The organism is Bizionia sp., from assembly GCF_048259285.1.
Taxonomy (GTDB): Bacteria; Bacteroidota; Bacteroidia; order Flavobacteriales; family Flavobacteriaceae; genus Algorimicrobium; species Algorimicrobium hallyeonense.
On sequence record NZ_JBLXHU010000012.1, the window covers coordinates 68338 to 89023 of the forward strand.

The window sequence follows — 20686 nt, forward strand, 5'->3', positions numbered from 1 at the left end:
CCTCTATAAATGTCTACATTAACTGTAATCATGCCTGTTTATAATGGCGAAAAATTCTTGAAAGAATCCCTGAACAGTTTACTGAATCAGACATTTACCGATTTTACAGTATTGGTTTTAAATGATAATTCTACAGATAAAACGTCAGAGATTCTAGACGCTTTTACAAAGCAGGATTCGCGTATTACCGTTATTGTAAAAACCAAAAATGAAGGGCCAGCAAACCTTCGAAATGAAGGTATTGAACGTGCCAGAACAGAATTTATAGCCTTGCTAGATGCTGATGATATTGCCTTACCTACCCGATTTGAAAAACAATTAGACTATTTAAAAAACCATCCTGAAGTGGGTGTTTGTGGCACGTGGTTTACATTTTTTGGCGATAAAAAAGAGAAAACCGTTAGGCACGAAGTCTCTCACGACGCCCTAAAAGTTCAGTTTTTGCACAGTTGTGGTATTGGAAACCCTACAGTTATGTTCCGAAAATCAGTTTTAAATGGTTTACGGTTTGAACATCAATATGTTCCTGCTGAGGATTATGGCTTATGGAGTCAACTCATTTTTAAAACCCAATTTCACAATATTCCAGAATCGCTATTAAAATACCGTTGGCATGATGCTAATATAAGTCAGACGAAAGAAGCTAACCTTCGGAAATCTGAAATTCTCATTAAAACGAAACAATTAGAGCAATTGCGGATTCAAGCTTCAAATCCCGATATTTTATTTTATGTATATGCTGTTTCATTGCAACGGGATCAAGCATCAGAACATGTTATAAAAACCATTAAAGCTGCTCAAGATTTATTGGAACACAATAAAAATTTACAGATATATAATAAAGTACTATTTGAAAAACATATTAATAGAACAATTGTACGCACAATTAGAAATGCAGCTAGTTACGATAAAGCGTTTTATACGTTTGTAAAACATGATTCTGGATTTTTTAAGGCGCTCAAACCTATAGACAAACTGACTTTTTATTTTAAATGTTTATTTTGAAAGTCGATATTTTAGTAAGCGTTTGTAATATTTAAATTTTGTTTTAAAATCGGCTTCCTGAAAATAGCTTTTCATAAAGTTTAATTGGACTTCCGATAAATTCTGGCCAGTACTTTTCAACTTCAAAACTTCAAATGCGGTAGCATTCCCTAACGATTTTACTACTTTTTTAAGATTAGGTGTTCTGGATTCTGGAATGGCATCGGTTACTTCTTTTACATTTAAATAAGAGGAATAATTTTTAAAGAATTCCGATTGTAAAGAATATACACCACCTTCATGAACCCGATAAACAGCCGTTTCAAAATCCATAAAAATACCTTTGCCTTTTTGTAACAACACCAAATAAAGTGAATTATCTTTTGAATATATAAAGGACTTTAAAAGCTCTAAATCCAAAGCTTCTTTTTTAAAAACAGCAGTTAAGGTTAAGGTGCAATATGGTGAGAATATATTATTATAATCAATGGTTGTGTTTTCCGTTTGATGATTCCAAGTATTGGATAAAAAGCGGTTACCATTAAATATTTGATAGTTAGTCCAAGAAATGACATAGCCTGCATTTGCTTCTAAAAAATCCACTTGCTTTTGAAGTTTTAATGGATCTGTCCAATAATCATCACCTTCGCATAAAGCTATATATTTCCCTTCCGCTTGCGGAAAACTGTAATGCCACCAAGGCATAATATGTTGGGAATATTTATTTTCGGTTTGAAGAATAAGTTTAATTCGCGGATCTTTTTCTGCATGCTTTTTTAAAATAGCTTGTGTGCCATCGGTTGATGCATCATCGTGAATCTGAATTTCTATAGGGAATTTAGTTTTCTGAAGATAGAAACCTTCCAACGTTTGTTCTATATATTTTTCCTGATTAAATGTGGTGCAACATATAGTTAATACTGGTTTCATGCTTATTTGTTTTTTAGCTTTCCAGGAATTCCAACTATGGTATTTTCTGCTAAGCAGTTTTCTACAACCACGCTTCCGGCTCCAACGGTTACATTGTCGCCTAAAATAATATTTGGCAAAATAATAGCACCCGAACCAATATTGCAATTGTTCCCTATGGTTACTCGTCCTAAAATTTTAGCGCCGGGAGATACATCACAATAATTACCAATTTTAACATCATGATGGATGTGAGCTGATGTATTAATTAAGCAACCTTCACCAATTTGAACACTATTACTAATAAATACAAAAGGCATAATATTGGATCCTTGACCAATTTGAACATCCAAAGCACCAATAATAGCATGTTTTGAAATAAGCGTTTGATAAATGCCTCCTGCCTTTCTAAATTTTTCTACCATCTGTTTGCGTAAATGCGGTGTTCCAATTGCTGACACAAAATGCGGATTACTACTAAAGTCAATAGCATTTAAAGAATGTATAATGGGATATTTCCCCAAAAAAAATGCTTCTTCAGGTTTTGTATGATCGTCAAAAAAGGATAAAGCAGTTTCTACTGTAGTCGTTTCATTTAAAACAACTAACACATCTTTTGCGTGACCTTTTGCTCCAAGAACAATCATTTATAAAGAATTAATAACGTTACAGATTTCTGCAACTTGCTGTTTTTCTAATTCGAAATATAAGGGTAAACAAAGAATTTTACTGCAAATATCTTCAGAAATCGGCATGCTTACCGATTTTTCTAAATAAGGCAACTTATTTAATGACGGATAAAAATAGCGCCGAGGATATATTTTTAGCACTGCTAATTTTTCTAAAACCAGTTGCATAAAGATTTCATCTTTAAAAATAACAGGCATATACGAGTAATTTTTATCTGCAAATTTTCTAAAACCAAAAAGCGACACATTCGCATTGTCTTTTAGTAAAAACTCATAGGTTTCGGTTAATAGTTTGCGCTTGGCAATAATAGTATCAATATAAGGAAGTACACTTAAACCCATAGCAGCTTGCATTTCTGAAGCTTTGGCATTTATTCCCAAACCATGATATTCTAATGGTCCATTATGCCCAAAATTATGATGGTAATAACACTTTTTAAAAAGCGCATCATTAGGAACAAATATGGCACCACCTTCACCTGTATGAAATAATTTGGTAGCATGGAAACTGGTGGAAATTATATCGCCATATTCAAAAATGGATTTACCTTTATAGGTTACAGCAAAACAGTGTGCTGCATCATAAATGACTTTTAAATGATGTTTTTCAGCAATTGCCTGAATAGCTTCCACATCACAAGGATTTCCAAACACATGTGTTGCTAAAATAGCTTCGGTGTTTTCGGTAATTGCTGCTTCTATTTTTGCAGGATCTATAGTTAACATATCGCGTTCAATATCCACAAAAACAGGCGTGCAGTTTTCCCAAATAATAGCCGATGTTGTTGCTACGTAACTAAATGGCGTGGTGATCACTTCCTTTGTAATGCCTAATGTTTTCAAAGCAATTTGTAACGGTAATGTGCCGTTGGTAGTTATAAAAAAGTTGGAGACACCTAAATATGTAGATAATTTAGATTCTAATTCTAGAAGTAATTCACCTCTATTAGTCATCCATTTTTTATCCCAAGCACCTTTTAAAATGGCTTCGAACTCTTGGATTGGTGGCAGAAAGGATTGTGTAACGTTTATCATCAAAACAAAATTAACAAACTTCGCGTTCTAAAAGCTATAAAAATATTTTTTTTTATAATTGAAAGATTTGCTTCTTAAATGTATAATTTTACGGTTATAAAGTTCAAAAAATATGCCTAAAAAAATTCTAATTATCCCTTCTTGGTATCCAAACTCTAATAATGAATTGGTTGGGACATTTTTTCGGGAGCAGGCACATCTTTTGAATGCTAATGGATTCGACATAAAAATTCTTTTTGGTGTCGAGAATGAAGTGGGACTTTTTAAATATCTATCCATTCGTTTAACGCAACTTTTTAGTAAAAAAAACGGCTTAAATAAAACATACTTAAAACAAGAGCCTGAAGCATTCTCTTTTCCTATTTATCATTATAAAAAATGGCCAGAAAAACGGCAGCTTAAGTCTAGTAAACAGAAGTATCAACAGGCTTATAAAGCCATTACAACACTTTGGCAGCCTGAACTAATTCATGCTCAATGCAGTGCCAAAGGTGGTATTTACGCGCACTATTTATCCGAAAAAAACAACATTCCTTTTGTAATTATTGAACATCAAATATTTCTTCTTAATTACTATAAAAAGTACGTTCAAAAAGGCATTCGTGACGCTGTTGAAAATGCCTCTAAAATTGGAGCTGTTAGTTACCACCAACAACGTTGTATTTTGATGAATAGCATGGATTGCAATCCAACAATTATTTGGAATCTCATGGATGAAAGCAAGTTTGAAATAAATACAAAACAAACAAATACGAAATTCACCATTCTAACCATAAGCTACCCACATTTAATAAAAGATACTGAAACATTTTTTAGGAGTTTGGAAGCTTTTCAAACTATCTGTGAAGATAATTTTGAAGCCATTATAATTGGTAATGACTCTTTTAATGACAGCAGCAAAGCCAATAGTTCCTATTTTGAAACCTTGGCTAAAAAATATAATGTGCATGATTCATGCACATTCTATCCGCAACTCACACGAGCGGAAATAAACACCAAATTGCAATCGTGCCATGTTTTTGTTTCCACAAGTGTAGCTGAAACTTATGGTGTTGCCGTTAGAGAAGCCATGCTTTGTGGCAAACCCGTTATAGCAACAAAAAGTGGCGGTGTAGAAGACTCCATAACAGAAGAAACTGGTGTTTTGGTCAATTTAAAAGATACAAAAGCTATTGCAGAAAACCTGTTAAAAATAAAAAACAAGGAGTTAGTTTTTTCTCCAGAAACCATCAGAAATTATATTATTGAACAAAGTGGTCGAGATGCTTTTATTAGAACCATGACGGACTTTTACAATTAAAAAAAATTCCTAAACGCATGTCAGAATTGTACACAGCTTTAGAAAATCTGCAACACGGCAAAACCATCCTTTACCCTACAGATACCATTTGGGGATTGGGCTGCGATGCTACTAACGCCAAAGCCGTTTCAGAAATTTACGCGTTAAAAAAACGTGTAGAAAGTAAAGCATTAATCTGTTTAGTATCTAGCTTGGAAATGCTAAAAACCTATATTGAGGAGGTTCCAGAAGCTGCATTAAAGTTTTTAGAAACAGCAACAAAACCAACGACTATAATTTATAATAAGCCACGTTTAGTGGCACCAAATTTACTAGCCCGCGATAATACGTTGGCCATCCGGATTGTACATGAAGGTTTTGCTTACGAATTAATTGAATTATTCCAAAAACCCATTGTTTCAACGTCAGCAAATATGAGCGATTATCCTTCGCCAAAATCATTCAAAGAAATACATGCAGACATTTTAAAAGATGTGGACTATGTTGTAAATTTGCAAAACGAAAAAATCAACACACAGCCTTCCACAATTATTAAATTAAATAAGGACGGTAAAGTTGAAGTTATTAGGCCATAAATCTTCAATATTCAAGTAGTAAATTCCTGAAATTCAACTTGGGATTTTGAATGCGAAGGGTGTCTGTTAATCAATCAGACAGGGAATTTGAAACTTATGAATTACAAAAACGCATTAGAGCATTCTATATTTGAAACCATTTCCAAATCTGCTGAAGAATTGCAGGTTGACTGTTATGTGATTGGTGGTTTTGTTCGCGATTTTCTTTTGAAACGCGGAAATCCTAAAGATATTGATATTGTAGCCGTTGGAAGTGGCATTGAATTAGCTAGACAAGTAGCTAAAAACCTTCCCAATAAACCTAAAGTTCAAGTATTTAAAACGTATGGAACTGCCATGTTGCGTTTTGAAGATATAGAAATAGAATTTGTAGGTGCTCGTAAAGAAAGTTACCATGAGGACAGCCGGAATCCTGTTGTAGAAAATGGCACGCTGGAAGATGATCAGAATCGTCGGGACTTTACCATAAATGCTCTAGCGTTAAGTTTAAACAAATCTAATTTTGGCGATTTATTAGACCCTTTCCAAGGCGTTCTAGATTTAGAAAACAAAATAATTCGTACACCTTTAAATCCAGATATTACATATAGTGACGATCCGTTACGAATGATGCGGGCCATCCGTTTTGCTGCACAATTGCACTTTACTATTGAGCCCGAATCCTTACAGGCTATTTCAAAAAATAATAGCAGATTAGAGATTATAACAAACGAACGTATTGTTGTTGAACTGAACAAGATTTTAGAATCGCCAAAACCGTCCATTGGTTTTTTACTGTTGGAAGAAACAGGATTATTAAAACATATTTTACCTGAACTAACCGCATTAAAAGGGATTGATGAAATTGAAGGGCAACGTCATAAAGATAATTTTTATCACACATTAGAAGTCGTAGATAATATTGCAGAAAACACGGATAACCTTTGGCTTCGTTGGGCTGCTTTACTTCATGATATTGGAAAAGCGCCCACAAAACGCTTTCACAAAAAAAATGGCTGGACCTTTCATGCCCATGAATTTGAAGGCTCCAAAATGGTTTACCATTTATTCAAACGTTTGAAAATGCCTTTGAATGATAAAATGAAATTTGTGCAAAAAATGGTGTTTATGAGTTCTAGGCCTATTGCACTTGCGGATGATATGGTTTCAGATTCGGCTGTAAGACGTTTGGTTTTTGATGCTGGTGATTATGTGGACGACTTAATGACGCTGTGTGAAGCAGATATTACCACGAAGAATCCGAAGAAATTCCAGAAATACCACAATAACTTTAAGCTTGTACGTGATAAAATTGTAGAAGTTGAAGAACGTGATCAGATACGAAATTTTCAACCACCGGTTTCGGGTGAAGAAATTATGGAAACGTTTGGCATTAAACCTTCACGAGAGATTGGCACGATTAAAGAAAAAATTAAAGAAGCTATTTTAGAAGGTGAAATTCCCAATGAACATGAGGCGGCTTTTCAACTCATGTTGAAAGAAGGGGAACGTTTGGGGTTGACGCGAGTATAAGTTGCAAAGAGACAAAGTTGAAAAGTGGCAAAGCGGTAAAGCGGTAAAGCGGTAAAGCGGTAAAGCGGTAAAGCGGTAAAATAATTTGACACTAAAAAACATAATTCACAAATGGAAAGTTCAAAAAATAGCACCTTCAGAAAATTATTAGTCTGGCAAAAGTCTATGGCATTGGTGACTTTAATTTATAGTGAAGTAATGGTTTTTCCGCCTGATGAATTGTATGCGTTAACGTCTCAAATAAAAAGATCGGCAACCTCTATTCCGAGTAATATCGCAGAAGGTTACGGTAGAGAAGAAAAGAAAGATTATTTGCGTTTTTTGAACATTGCTTTAAGTTCGCTGTTTGAATTACAAACACAACTTGAAATAGCCTACAATTTAAAGTTTTTGAAACAAGATAATTTTAATAAATTATATAATGACAGTAGAAAAATTGAACGGATGCTTTCCAGTTTTATTCGTAAAATAAAAAACTAACCTTTTAAAAACTCTGTAACTCTGTAACTCTGAAAACTTAAAAAAATGAAAAAAGACAATAAAAAAGTAATCTACTGGCTCCTTACAGGTTGCGTTCTTATTTTTATCATGGTTGTGGTTGGTGGTATTACCCGATTAACAGATTCGGGTTTATCTATGTCCGACTACAAACTTATAACAGGAACTATCCCGCCATTAAATGATGCGGAATGGCAGGATGCTTTTGCATTGTATCAGCAGTATCCGGAATTTCAAAAGTTGCATTCACACTTTACTTTAGAAGATTTTAAAGGTATATATTTTTGGGAATGGTTTCATAGGTTAATTGGCCGAGTCATAGGATTAGTCTTTATTATTCCTTTCTTATATTTTCTATTTCGCAAGCAACTTACAAAAAGCACCATCAAAAAATGTTTGGTTTTATTAGGTCTAGGTGGATTTCAAGGTTTTTTAGGTTGGTATATGGTAAAAAGTGGTTTGGTAGATATGCCAGATGTAAGTCATTTCAGATTAGCAGCCCATTTAACAACGGCATTCTTAACCTTTGCTGCAACACTTTGGGTAGCTTTGGATTTAATATATCCTGATAAAAAAGTCATTGACAAAAAGTTTAGAAACCTTATTATTGTTAGCTACCTCATCCTCATTGTTCAAATAATTTATGGTGGATTTGTGGCCGGTTTAAAAGCTGGTTTACTGCATAACCATTGGCCTTTTATGAATGAAGGCAAATTTATGCATCACACGGTTTATATTTTAGAACCGTTTTATAAAAATCTCATTGAAAATCCAAGTGGTATTCAATTTATACATAGAACATTGGCTTACTTGGTTGTAGCATCCATATTTATTTTGTGGTTTAAAGCGCGCGAAATGGCCCTTACAAACCTCCAACAAAAGAGTATAAATGCTTTGCTGATTTTAGTCGGTTTTCAATTTTTATTAGGCGTATTAACCATCATTTATGCGGTTCCGTTGTGGTTAGGTGTGGCACATCAAGTGGGTGCATTTTTCTTGCTTTCAGCTATGACATTTACGCTACATCGATTTAGCAAATAATTTTAAAATAACTACCTTTGCGGCATAAATAAAAATATGATATACAGATTTCGAATAGTACTAGATAACGACACGGACAAGGACGTTTTTCGCGATATAGAAATTCGTGAAACGGATACCATGGAAGACCTTCATAATACCATTACACAATCCTTTGGATTTGATGGTACAGAAATGGCTTCGTTTTATTTGTCTGATGATGAATGGAATCAAGGTGAAGAAATTTCATTATTTGATATGAGCGATGGCTTGAATCCTGTAAAACTGATGAGTAGATCTGTATTAAAAGACACCGTGCATGAAGGTTTAAACAAACTTATTTATGTGTATGATTTTTTAAGCATGTGGACATTTTATGTGGAACTTGCTGAAATTGTTGAAGAAACCGAAGGTACAGATTATCCAAACCTCATGTTTGTTCATGGTCAAATTCCGGATGAAGCTCCAGAAAAAAACTTTGAAGCTGAAAGCTTTGACGACTACAATGAATTTGAAGACGATTTAGATGTGGACGATTATGATAATTTAGATTTTGACGAGAATTGGAATTAACACCTTGCTAGTCAATTAAGCAGACAACAATTACTATTAAAAAGCATTCTTAACCGAATGCTTTTTTTATTTTAGCATGTAACAAATTAATAACTTGCTCGTCCTACAAGTAACCATTAACCAAAAACAGAACTATTTTGGAAACCATACTGACAATTAATAATCTGACTAAAAAATTTGGCTTCCTTACGGCTGTTAAAGATTTATCATTCACCATCAACAAAGGGAATGTTTACGGGATCCTAGGACCTAATGGTAGCGGAAAATCTACCACATTAGGCATTGTTTTAAATGTTGTAAATAAAACATCTGGTGACTTTCATTGGTTTGATGGGAATACCTCAACACATGATGCTTTAAAAAAAGTAGGCGCAATTATTGAGCGACCAAATTTTTATCCATACATGACAGCGTATCAAAACCTGAAATTGGTTTGCAAAATTAAAGGGGTCCCTTTTAGTAAAATAGATGAAAAGCTAGAACTCGTTAAACTTTTAGATAGAAAAGACAGCAAGTTTCAAACCTTTTCTTTGGGTATGAAACAACGTTTAGCTATTGCATCAGCCTTATTAAACGATCCAGAAATTCTAATCTTAGATGAGCCAACCAATGGTTTAGATCCGCAAGGTATCCATCAAATACGAAGTTTAATTCAATTAATTGCCAGTCAAGGTACCACTATTTTATTAGCCTCCCATTTATTAGACGAAGTAGAAAAGGTATGTACACACGTGGTTATTCTTCGAAAAGGCGAAAAATTATATTCTGGCCCAGTAGACGAAATGATATCCAGTCATGGTTTTCTAGAACTTAAAGCAGAAGATACCAATAACCTTATGGCGTTCTTGGAAAGTAAAAAAATGTTTGGAAAAATTAAAGTTGAAGACGGTTTAATTACAGCATTTCTAGATGAACCTATGGATGCCAAAAGCGTTAACAAATTGTTGTTTGATAACGGTATCGTTTTAACCCATTTAGTAAAACGAAAAGAAAGTCTTGAAGAACAATTCTTACAATTAACAGACAACTAACCAATCAAAACCAACCACATGTTACGACTAGTAAATTTAGAATTGCAAAAATTACTGTTAAGCAGAACGAATAAAATATTAATATTTATTTCATTCATTTTGCCATTTACGGTTTTGGTATTGTCTTCCATAAAAATAAATTTCTTCGGATTTTTCACTTTAGAATTAGGCGAATTAGGCATTTTTAACTTCCCATTAATCTGGCATATCACCACATTTTTTGCCTCATATTTCAAATTGTTCTTTGCAATTGTTGTGGTGAGTATGATTGGGAATGAATACAGCAACAAAACCATCAAACAAAATTTAATTGACGGTTTAAGCAAAAAAGAATTTATACTCTCTAAATTTTACACCATTGTATTTTTCTCATTATTTGCAACGGTTCTAATTGCTGTGGCCTCATTTTTAATCGGCATGTACTATTCCAGTTATACGGAAGCAAGCATCATTTTTAGAGAAACCGAGTTCCTATTAGCTTATTTTGTAAAGCTTGTTGGATTCTTCACTCTCTGTTTATTTTTTGCCATGCTTTTAAGGCGATCCGCATTTGCATTAGCATTTTTATTCGTGCTTTATATAGTTGAATGGCTTGTATATTGGGGAGCTTATGAAGTTTTTGGAAATTCAGAAACGGCGTTTAAAGTTAAAGGCTTTTTACCATTAGAATCCATGTACAAATTAATAGATCAACCCATTCAGCGTATTATGATAACTAAATTTCCTGAAAAGGCCGATTTAGCTTATGACTATGCCGTGCATTGGTATGAAGTTGCAATTGTATTAATTTGGACAGCTATATTTGTGTTTTTGTCCTTAAGATTATTAAAGAAGCGAGATTTGTAATATATTTGGATCATATTGCTATCCAAATGAATAAAATTCTCTGTTACACGTTTTTACTATGTTTTGTTGGTGTTTTCAGTCAACAACAAGCGTCCAATTGGTATTTTGGCGAAAATGCTGGAATTCAATTTGCAGAAGATGGTACTATTACCGCTCTTGATGATGGTCAACTTAACACGGTTGAAGGCTGTTCTTCCATATCAGATGGTGACGGAAATTTATTGTTCTATACAGATGGAACTTTTGTCTACAACCGTAATCATCTAGTAATGAGTAATGGAGGCGATCTTTCAGGTCATGAATCAAGCACGCAATCTGCCATTGTAGTTCCAAAACCAGATGATGAAAATATATACTACATTTTTACGGTTGGCTCTAATCAAACTTTAACCGGATTAAAATATTCGGTTGTCGATATGACTTTGGACTCTGGTCGTGGAGCTGTAACTTTAAAAGATGAACCTCTTTTGTCTCAATGTGCTGAAAAAATTGCTGCAGTTTTAAAAGATTGTCAAACGGGTGCCATTTGGGTTATTACTTTTTCAAACCTTCAAGGCGCATTCAATAATCCCGCTACTGCAGATTTAGATACCTTTCATGCGTTCGAAATTACAGACGCTGGCGTCAATACAACGGCTGTAACATCCACTTTTAGTCCGATGAATCTTGGTGATGCACGAGGCTATCTTAAATTATCACCAGATGGTACAAAAGTAGCTTTGGCTAATGTAGATGATGGTTTATACCTTTTTGATTTTGATGTTACAATGGGTACAATGAGTAACAGTGAAATAATACCAATTTCTGGAAATAATAACCAACCTTATGGAGCTGAATTTTCACCAAACAGCCAAATTTTATATGTAACCGCTTCAAATGATTTTTTTGGTGGAGGTGACAACAACCCCAATGCACATCAATCAAAACTGATACAATTTGACTTAACAGCTGCTGACATAAGTGATTCGGCTCTTGTTTTGGACAACCGAAACGCTTACCGAAGTGCATTGCAATTGGGTCCAGATGGTAAAATATATAGGTCTATGGCAGCAACGTATACTCAGGGTTTATCATTTTTAAGTGTCATTAATAATCCTAATATGGTTGGTACTGATGCTAATTACCAACACAATGCCGTTTCATTAGGCACCAATAATTCAACTCAAGGTTTACCACCTTTTATAGCCTCTTTTTTTACAGAAAAAATTGATATTACTAATGGTGTTGCTGAAGCCAATAATTTATTACTGTGTACAGGCGATACTTTTACATTAATTGCAGAAGATATTCCAGGAGCAACATACACGTGGACATTGGATAACAGCCCAATTCCCACACCAACTCCTCCAAATGAATTGTTTTTAAATACAGGAGGTGATTACTCGGTTTTTATTGAAATACCTAGCAATGATTGTGAGTCGAAAGAAGGCCAAGCCATTGTAACATTTTATGATGTTCCAACAATAAATCCGGCTCTAGATTTAGATATTGATGCGTGTAGTGGCGATTTGACGACGGAATTTGATTTAACAACACGTGATTCAGACATATTAGGTATGCAAAATGCTAGTGTATTTGAAGTTCATTATTTTGAATCCCAAATGGATGCTGATAATAACGAAAATGAGATAACGGGCTTATTTACTAACACCATGAACCCAACCCCTATTTTTGCACGAATTCATAATAAAAACAACCCGAATTGTTATGAAACCACCGCCTTTGAAGTGGAAGTGTTTATTACACCAACGGCAAATCCAATTCCCGATCAAATCTGGTGCGATGATGCTACTGATGGAGATGCTACGAATGGTCAAGCAGACATTAATTTATTAGATTTTAATGCAATAGTTTTAGATACGCAAAGTTCAATGGATTTTAATGTTACATATCATAATTCGTTTGCTAATGCCGAAACTGGGGCTAATCCACTGCCAAACACATATTATAACCAAACAGCCTTTCAAGAAGAGATTTTTGTTCGTGTTGAAAATGACATCAAAACGGATTGCTTTAGTACAACATCATTCATGGTAACCATAAACCCCTTACCTCCTGCTTTTAATACCAGCTTAATTCAATGTGATGAAGATGGCAATATGGATGGTAGAACGAGGTTTAATCTAGACGAAGCTTTTGATACCTTATCAGGAAACTCCACAACGGTTTCTATAGAATATTATGAAAATTCAATAGATGCAGATTCTGGAATTAGCATGTTAGACCCTTTAGGCTATATTAATTCGGCAAATCCAGAAATAGTTATTGCAAAAATTATTGATAATACAACGGGGTGTTACAGTTTAGCCAATTTATCACTAGAAGTAAGTACCACACAAATAAACAATTATCAAGCACCTGAAGTTTGTGATGAATTAGACTCCGAAGATGGTATTAACACCTTCGATTTGAATGCCATAACGACAGCTATTCAGCAAGACAATACCATTACATTTCCCGTATCCTATTATGCGAATTATAATGATGCCTTATTAGAACAAAATGCCTTATCAACACCATTTAATAACACCATACCTTATAATCAAACAATCTATTCACGTGTAGAAAACAATAATGCCTGTTATGGTATTGGTGAAGTTTCATTTACCATTAACCCAAGACCACAATTGGAGGCAGATGAAACCGTATTATATTGTTTAAACACCTTTCCGAATACAATTACTTTGGATGCAGGTATTTTAAATGATTCGGCTAACAATTATACCTATTCGTGGACTTCTGGTCAAACCACAAATAGTATTGCTGTAAATGAAGTTGGCACCTATACAGTTACAGCAACTAATGCATTTGGTTGTACAAAAACGCGTTCTATTACTGTTGAACCTTCTAATATTGCAACAATTGAAACCATTACTATTCAAGATGCACTTCAAAGTAACAATACGATAACAATTATTGTTTCAGGTGAAGGCGAATACGAATTTGCGCTATTTGATGCCACTGGAGCACTATATACAGCCTATCAAACAAGTAATGAGTTTACCAATGTAGATCCAGGGATTTATGCGGTTAGCATACGAGACGTTAAAAACAATTGTGGCATTGTTGAAGATATGGTTTCCGTTATAGGTTTCCCTAATGTGTTTACACCAAATGGCGATGGCACCAATGATACATGGAACGTTCAGGGCGTAACAGCCATGTTTCAACCTAGTACACGTGTTCAGATTTATAACCGTTTTGGGAAATTACTAAAAGAGTTAAGCCCATTAAATGGTGGCTGGGATGGAACCTACAATGGTGAAGTTATGCCAAATGACGATTATTGGTTTTCTGTAAAACTACAAGACGGTCGTATTTTTAAAAGTCATTTTACCTTAAAACGTTAACAGTAAAAAATCGTACATTTAAAACTGTAACACCGTTCTATGTTTCAGTTAAACAAAATTATAGTATTCATTTGTTGTATTGCTACCTCTGTGGCATTCAGTCAAGAAATAGCACTATTTCAGCAATTTAATGGTCGGTATGATTATTTGGCAATAGGTAATACCCTCAATCCTTTTGAAAACAATTTAGACCGCAGTTTTTGTGAAATTTTACCACAATCCCAAGCCGAGTTAACCCTAAATCCCGATTGGAATGTTGTAGCCGCCTATTTGTATTGGGCCGGCTCCGGAAGTGGGGATACCGAAGTCAGCTTAAATGGAATTCCCTTTTTAGCGGATAATACTCATTTGGTAGATTATAACGATCCAAATTACGGACTCCTCACCTATTTTTCCTGTTATACGGACATTACAGAATACATACGAACAGTTAGAAATAGTATGTATACGTTTTCAGATCTTGACATTTCAAACATTTTAACCACCAATGATGGCTACTGTAATAACCGGACTAATTTTGCAGGTTGGAGTATTTATATTATTTATGAAAACACAAATCTACCGCTCAACCAAATAAACCTATTTCAAGGGTTGGAAATTATTAATAGAAATGTGCAAGAAAAAACCATTTTATTGGACAACATTAATGTTTTAGATAATGAAGGCGCAAAAATTGGCTTTTTAGCGTGGGAAGGTGATGCGAATTTAAATTACGGCGAATCGCTTTTAATCAATAATAACATACTTTCTAACCCTCCTTTAAATCCGGCTAATAATGCCTTCAACGGCACAAATTCTTTCACTGCAAGTAACACATTTTATAATGGTGATTTAGATGTGTACAACATTGAAAATAATATTGCCATTGGCGATAATTCCGTTGAAATTAAATTAACAACCGGTGATTTGGATGAATTTGGTATTCTTCAAGCTGATTTAATCATTTTGAATAACATGATTACAGTTTTAAACAGTCAGCTACCAGACGCAACTATTATTTTGGATGCCTATCGTTTAGAATGTGCCACTAGAATTGTTACTATAGATTATACAGCGTTTAATATAAACTCTACTGAAATTTTATCAGCAGCCACACCAATAGCCTTTTATGCAGATGGGCTTCTAGTCGCCCAAAGTGAAACTCAAGACATGATCCCCATAGATGGTTTTGAAACACAATCCATAACCATTAATATCCCTGACATTATTCCAGATAGTTTTACGCTTCAAATTATAATTGATGATGTAGGAAATGGAACTGGCATTGTTACCGAATTAAATGAATTAAATAACATAACAACAGAACCCATTACATTATTACCTATTCCTGAAGTTACACAACTACAACCCTTAGAGGCTTGCGATATTGGATTTAATCAAGCAACCTTCAATCTAACCGAACAACTTCAATTTATTGACTATGAATCAATTGAAGATGTAAGTTATTATGAATCGGAAACTGATTTGTTTAATCAGGAAAACCAGATATTAATTCCAGAATATTTTAACAACGACACCTCACCTCAAGAAATTTTTATTCGTATTGATACGGATTTCTGCTTTAATTTTTATAAATTTAATGTGCGTGTAAAAAATTGTCCGCCTTATATTCCCCAAGTCTTCACACCAAACCATGACGGATTTAACGATTGGTTTAATATTCAAGGGCTTTACACTATTTTTGAGAATCATAAACTATTAATCTACAACCGTTGGGGAACACTAATTTTTGAAGGAAACAATGATTTACCATGGGATGGAAAAGCTAATAAAGGCATATCAAATCAAGGAAATTTAGTGCCAGTTGGCACCTATTTTTATGTACTCTATTTAAATGATTCCAATTATGAAACTATGACCGGTTATGTGTATGTAAACTATTAAATAAATATAAATCTGCATTTAAACGGTAAAATTAGCGTTTCATCTGATTATTTTATTACATTTGTTTTACTAGCCCCAAATCTGTTAGTGACAACCTGAAATAAAAAAATGAAGAAAATCTTCTTATTCACCTCACTATTAGTAGCTTCCATCAATAACAGCTATGCACAACAAATATCTATAAATGATACGTTTACAGCACAGCAACTTATCGAGGACCGTTTAATTGATGGTTGTGTGGAGATTTCTAATGTGCAATCCGTTATAAACGGCTCCGTAAATAATATAAATAGTTTTGGTTATTTTGAGCGTGCAAATTCCACTTTTCCTTTTGAAAACGGTATCCTATTATCTACTGGAGCAGCCGTTTCAGCTGGAAATACTGTAAATGCAAACCCTTTAAATGATGGTGAAGCAGATTGGCTTACAGATTCAGATTTAGAAACTGCTTTAGGAATTACGAATACGCTAAATGCCACATCTATAGAATTCGATTTTATTTCGGTTTCAAACCAAGTGCAATTTAATTACATTCTAGCATCCGAAGAATATTTTGCTAATTATCCTTGTGAGTATTCCGATGGTTTTGCATTTCTAATTAAAGAAGCCGGTACCACTGATCCTTATGTAAATGTTGCCGTAATTCCAGGAACTACAATACCCGTAAATACCAGTACGATACATGAAGAAGTTGTAGGATTTTGTCCCGCAGAAAACGAACAATATTTTGAAGGTTATAATTTAGGTGACACCAATTTTAATGGGCGTACAACCGTTCTTACAGCTTCAGCAACTATTCTACCTAACGTCCAATATCACATTAAATTAGTGATTGCAGATCAAGAAGATGAAAATTTTGATTCGGTGGTTTTTATACAAGGAAATAGTTTTAATTCAACCGTTAATTTAGGGCCAGATATTACAACCTGTGCTGATAGTGTCACTTTAAATGGAGATATTCAAAACCCACTAGCAACTTATGTATGGTCTGAGAGTGGTGTACCAATTTCAGGAGAAACTAGTCCTACTTTAACCGTAAACACCTCTGGGACATACACCGTTTCCATTTCTATTCCTATCAATAGCACCATTTGCGAAATTGAAGATACCGCTATTATAACCTTAAGTTCTGAACAATCAGCTGGAAATATTTCAGATTACATTGTTTGTGATGACCCAAGTAATGATGGTGTTTACACCTTCGATTTATCCATAAAAGATCCCGACGTTCTTGCAGCTGTCCCAACTGGAAATTACAACATCTCTTACCATTTCAACGCTAACAGTGCGCAAGACGGCAGTTTCCCAATTTCAACACCATTTCAAAATTCAGTAAATCCGCAAACCATTTATGTACGGATTTTAGATACTGATAATGGCTGTTTAGCGTTCGGTACATTTAATCTAATTGTGAATCCGGTACCAACCATTACACCGCCAACAACTTTAGAAGTATGCGACGATGGCAATGGAGATGGATTTACACTGATAGACCTATCCGTAAAAGACACTGAAATTACGGGAGGAAATCCAGGCTATGCGGTAACATATCATTACAACCAAACAGATGCGGAATCTGGTGCAAATCCTGTACCTGAACCCTACTCTAACATGACCCAAAACGATCAGCTTTTCGTGAGTGTTTTGGATACGGCTACTGGCTGTAGAAGCACAACAACTTTAAATGTTAGCGTTCTTGATAGTCCTGCTATTGATAATGCCTCACATACCATAGACGCTTGTGAACAAGACGATGATGGCTTTGAAAATTTTGACTTAACAACAATTATTGATGATGTTTTAAACGGATTGACCAATGTATCCACTACATTTCATACAACCTATGAGGATGCCCAAACAGGTGATAATCCCATTGCAGATATCACCAACTACACAAATACTACACCACTATTTCAAGTCGTTTTTATTCGAGTTGTAGATAACGTTACAGGATGCCCCTCTATTGCTACTATTGAATTACACACCAATTTACTCCTTAATGAAAGTAATATTAGAAATTTTTCGCGCTGCGATGATGCATCTAATGATGGTATAGTCAATTTTAACCTAGAGAATATTGCAACAACCATTATTAATGGGCTATTAGATGTTACCGTTGCTTTTTATGAAACTGAAGCCGATCAAACTGCTGGAAATAATGCCATTGACCAAACCGTTCCTTATGAGGTTACAGAAACACCTTTCACTTTGTTCATTACAATTATAGGTGCTACTTGTTCGGTTGATTCTGAAATAGAACTTATTATTCACCCAGCAACCATTTTACCCACTTTAGGATCGGTAACCTATTGCGATACGGATGATGACACCATGACATCGGTGGATTTATTTAGCTTCAACACCTCTGTAAGTTCAGGAATTCCAAATGCAGAAGTAAGCTATTTTCTAACGGAAAATGATGCTATAGACAATGTGAATCCATTACCGCCTTTTTATGACAATACCAGTAATCCTTTTGAAGTTTATGTTCGCGTAAGAAATGGTACTACGGGTTGTTTTGATATTGCCTCTTTAGAAATTGAAGTGTTACCAGCACCAACAACTACACAACCTAGTAATGAAATTATTTGTGATGATGACCAGGATGCCTTTACCCTAATTAATTTAGATGCCAAAATTCCAGAAATTGTTACTGCCACAGAAGGTTTAAATATTACGTTTCATACATCATTATCAGATGCACAATCCAATACAAACCGAATTACAAATACCAATGCCTATAATGCCAATACACAAACTGTGTTTTCACGAGTGGAGCGTATAACCACAGGATGTTTTGCTATTGAAAATTTCGAGATTGTCGTTAATACCTTACCTGTGTTTACACCCATTGCCGACTTTAATAACTGTGAAACGGATGGTAATCAAATTGCAGAGTTCATCTTTGAAGAAAAAGATGCGGATATTTTAAATGGCCAAACTGGAAAACGCGTTTTGTATTTTGAAAATGCCAATGACGCCATAAACAGAACCAATATAATTGACAAAACCGCTGTTTATGAAAACATATCAAACCCACAGACCATTCATATTCGTGTGGAAAACATTAGTGATACCAGTTGCTTTGGTGTAAGCACCTTTTTTATCGAGGTCGGTTCTATTCCAATCTTTAATCCGCCTTTAGACACCTTTTTATGTGATGATATTTCTAATGATGCTCAAGAATCTTTTGATTTAACCGAAATTCAAACTGCCATGAGTCTGGGTAGTACTGATAATTTAACCATTACCTTTTATGAAAGTCTAGAAGATGCTGAAAGCGCTGAAAATCCAATCGATTTAAATTACACCAATCAAAGTAATCCGCAACAAATTTATTCACGAATTGAAAACGGTACCTATTGCCATGGAATTGCTGAATTTGGACTGAATGTTATTCAAGTTCCAAATGTAAACCAGGCTTCGCTTATGTCAGCTTGTGATACCGATTATGATGGATCTACAACCTTCGATTTAACCGTTTCAGAACTAGAGGTATTGGAAATCAGACAAAACAATATTTTAGTAACCTATCATGAAAATATAGCCGATTTGGAAGCAAATACAAATAATATTCCCAATCCAGACGCCTATGAAAATATTGAAAATCCGCAAACCGTATATATTCGCGTAACCAATACCGTGTCTCAATGTTATGTTATGGTGCCATTGGACTTGGAAGTAAATTTACCGCCAACCATAAATCCAATAACGGATTATAACACCTGTGATGCCGTTAACAATATTTTTGATTTAAATGAAACCATCACGAGTTTAATTGATACACAATCCAATGTAGCTGCTACGTTTTATGCCTCACAAACGGATGCTGAATCAGCACTAAACCCATTAGATAGTAATTACAATTATGGTTCCAATAACGACACCATCTATGTGCGGGCTGAAAATACACTTACAAATTGTTTTGCTACAAGTTCATTCACGCTATTGGTAAATCCAAACCCTACAGCAGTCACACCTGCAAATTTAGAGGCTTGTGATGATGATTTTGATGGGATGCGTGTTTTCGATTTATCACAACAAACAAACACAATTTTAGGTGGTCAAAATCCAGCTAATTTTACCGTAACCTATTATGAGCTGGAAATTGAAGCATTAGAAAATGATAATCCCATTACCGATTTAAACTACAACGCGTTTCATGAGCAAACTATTTATGTACGCGTTCAAAATAATACCACAGGATGTTTTGCGACAACTAATTTTTTAACTTTGGTTCAAAGAAAACCTTTTGTAGAAATTCCAGACCAGACGGTTTGTTTAGATAATTTACCTTTAGTTGTTTCAGCTGAAACAGGATTTGATACGGATACGTATTTGTGGTCTACCAATGCAACAACGCCTGAAATAGAAATCACCCAAATAGGAAGCTATTCGGTAACCGTTAGGTCGGATTATGGGTGTACTACTTCCGTTACATTTAATGTTATAGAATCTGAACAAGCTACTATAGAATTTA

At 34.6% G+C, this 20686-nt stretch carries 15 protein-coding genes; 12 read left to right on the plus strand and 3 right to left on the minus strand.

Annotation, left to right across the window (positions count from 1 at the left end):
• Nucleotides 1-9: 9 nt before the first annotated feature.
• Nucleotides 10-1005, plus strand: a complete 996-nt coding sequence (locus ACN0QX_RS07995; RefSeq protein ID WP_417196204.1) for a glycosyltransferase family 2 protein — start codon at nucleotides 10-12, stop codon at nucleotides 1003-1005.
• Here the strand turns inward: ACN0QX_RS07995 and ACN0QX_RS08000 are convergent.
• Genes ACN0QX_RS08000 through ACN0QX_RS08010 form a run of 3 tightly spaced genes read right to left on the minus strand, consistent with a single transcriptional unit; the run spans nucleotide 997 to nucleotide 3617 of the window.
• A complete protein-coding gene (locus tag ACN0QX_RS08000) occupies nucleotides 997-1914 on the minus strand; it encodes a glycosyltransferase family 2 protein (protein ID WP_417196206.1) in 918 nt (305 codons plus the stop codon). The genes ACN0QX_RS07995 and ACN0QX_RS08000 overlap by 9 nt on opposite strands.
• A gap of 2 nt (nucleotides 1915-1916) precedes the next feature.
• Complete coding sequence (locus ACN0QX_RS08005; RefSeq protein ID WP_417196208.1) at nucleotides 1917-2540, minus strand: NeuD/PglB/VioB family sugar acetyltransferase; 624 nt, start codon at nucleotides 2538-2540, stop codon at nucleotides 1917-1919.
• On the minus strand, nucleotides 2541-3617 hold the full coding sequence (locus ACN0QX_RS08010) for a DegT/DnrJ/EryC1/StrS family aminotransferase (RefSeq protein ID WP_417196210.1): 1077 nt from the start codon (nucleotides 3615-3617) through the stop codon (nucleotides 2541-2543).
• 112 nt (nucleotides 3618-3729) lie between these two features.
• On the opposite strand from ACN0QX_RS08010, the gene ACN0QX_RS08015 reads away from it, so the two are divergent.
• The 11 genes from ACN0QX_RS08015 to ACN0QX_RS08065 all read left to right on the plus strand — a co-directional run.
• The gene (locus tag ACN0QX_RS08015) at nucleotides 3730-4917 is read left to right on the plus strand and encodes a glycosyltransferase (protein ID WP_417196212.1); all 1188 of its coding nucleotides are present in this window, start codon (nucleotides 3730-3732) and stop codon (nucleotides 4915-4917) included.
• A 17-nt stretch (nucleotides 4918-4934) separates the two neighbouring features.
• Nucleotides 4935-5492 (plus strand): L-threonylcarbamoyladenylate synthase, encoded by a 558-nt coding sequence (locus tag ACN0QX_RS08020; RefSeq protein WP_376861338.1) that lies wholly within the window; start codon nucleotides 4935-4937, stop codon nucleotides 5490-5492.
• 96 nt (nucleotides 5493-5588) lie between these two features.
• A complete protein-coding gene (locus ACN0QX_RS08025; protein ID WP_417196214.1) occupies nucleotides 5589-7004 on the plus strand; it encodes a CCA tRNA nucleotidyltransferase in 1416 nt (471 codons plus the stop codon).
• A gap of 111 nt (nucleotides 7005-7115) precedes the next feature.
• Entirely contained in the window at nucleotides 7116-7484 is a 369-nt protein-coding gene (locus ACN0QX_RS08030; RefSeq protein WP_417196217.1) for a four helix bundle protein, read from the plus strand.
• 45 nt (nucleotides 7485-7529) lie between these two features.
• Complete coding sequence (locus tag ACN0QX_RS08035; protein ID WP_417196219.1) at nucleotides 7530-8543, plus strand: COX15/CtaA family protein; 1014 nt, start codon at nucleotides 7530-7532, stop codon at nucleotides 8541-8543.
• 36 nt (nucleotides 8544-8579) lie between these two features.
• The gene (locus ACN0QX_RS08040; RefSeq protein WP_417196221.1) at nucleotides 8580-9095 is read left to right on the plus strand and encodes an IS1096 element passenger TnpR family protein; all 516 of its coding nucleotides are present in this window, start codon (nucleotides 8580-8582) and stop codon (nucleotides 9093-9095) included.
• 137 nt (nucleotides 9096-9232) lie between these two features.
• Complete coding sequence (locus ACN0QX_RS08045) at nucleotides 9233-10126, plus strand: ABC transporter ATP-binding protein (RefSeq protein WP_248398524.1); 894 nt, start codon at nucleotides 9233-9235, stop codon at nucleotides 10124-10126.
• An 18-nt stretch (nucleotides 10127-10144) separates the two neighbouring features.
• Complete coding sequence (locus tag ACN0QX_RS08050; protein WP_417196223.1) at nucleotides 10145-10972, plus strand: ABC transporter permease; 828 nt, start codon at nucleotides 10145-10147, stop codon at nucleotides 10970-10972.
• A 26-nt stretch (nucleotides 10973-10998) separates the two neighbouring features.
• A complete protein-coding gene (locus tag ACN0QX_RS08055; RefSeq protein WP_417196225.1) occupies nucleotides 10999-14322 on the plus strand; it encodes a T9SS type B sorting domain-containing protein in 3324 nt (1107 codons plus the stop codon).
• Between the two features lie 39 nt (nucleotides 14323-14361).
• Nucleotides 14362-16206 (plus strand): gliding motility-associated C-terminal domain-containing protein, encoded by a 1845-nt coding sequence (locus ACN0QX_RS08060; RefSeq protein ID WP_417196227.1) that lies wholly within the window; start codon nucleotides 14362-14364, stop codon nucleotides 16204-16206.
• 108 nt (nucleotides 16207-16314) lie between these two features.
• On the plus strand, nucleotides 16315-20686 hold a 4372-nt coding region (locus ACN0QX_RS08065), incomplete at its 3' end, for a choice-of-anchor L domain-containing protein (RefSeq protein ID WP_417196229.1).

Bases quoted from the DNA above. Each gene is read 5' to 3' on its own strand.
- ACN0QX_RS08040 (WP_417196221.1), top strand. From the start codon at position 8,580: ATGATATACAGATTTCGAATAGTACTAGATAACGACACGGACAAGGAC.
- ACN0QX_RS08020 (WP_376861338.1), top strand. From the start codon at position 4,935: ATGTCAGAATTGTACACAGCTTTAGAAAATCTGCAACACGGCAAAACC.
- ACN0QX_RS08035 (WP_417196219.1), top strand. From the start codon at position 7,530: ATGAAAAAAGACAATAAAAAAGTAATCTACTGGCTCCTTACAGGTTGC.
- ACN0QX_RS08010 (WP_417196210.1), bottom strand. From the start codon at position 3,617: ATGATAAACGTTACACAATCCTTTCTGCCACCAATCCAAGAGTTCGAA.
- ACN0QX_RS08025 (WP_417196214.1), top strand. From the start codon at position 5,589: ATGAATTACAAAAACGCATTAGAGCATTCTATATTTGAAACCATTTCC.
- ACN0QX_RS08060 (WP_417196227.1), top strand. From the start codon at position 14,362: ATGTTTCAGTTAAACAAAATTATAGTATTCATTTGTTGTATTGCTACC.
- ACN0QX_RS08005 (WP_417196208.1), bottom strand. From the start codon at position 2,540: ATGATTGTTCTTGGAGCAAAAGGTCACGCAAAAGATGTGTTAGTTGTT.
- ACN0QX_RS08000 (WP_417196206.1), bottom strand. From the start codon at position 1,914: ATGAAACCAGTATTAACTATATGTTGCACCACATTTAATCAGGAAAAA.
- ACN0QX_RS08055 (WP_417196225.1), top strand. From the start codon at position 10,999: ATGAATAAAATTCTCTGTTACACGTTTTTACTATGTTTTGTTGGTGTT.
- ACN0QX_RS08050 (WP_417196223.1), top strand. From the start codon at position 10,145: ATGTTACGACTAGTAAATTTAGAATTGCAAAAATTACTGTTAAGCAGA.
- ACN0QX_RS08030 (WP_417196217.1), top strand. From the start codon at position 7,116: ATGGAAAGTTCAAAAAATAGCACCTTCAGAAAATTATTAGTCTGGCAA.
- ACN0QX_RS07995 (WP_417196204.1), top strand. From the start codon at position 10: ATGTCTACATTAACTGTAATCATGCCTGTTTATAATGGCGAAAAATTC.
- ACN0QX_RS08015 (WP_417196212.1), top strand. From the start codon at position 3,730: ATGCCTAAAAAAATTCTAATTATCCCTTCTTGGTATCCAAACTCTAAT.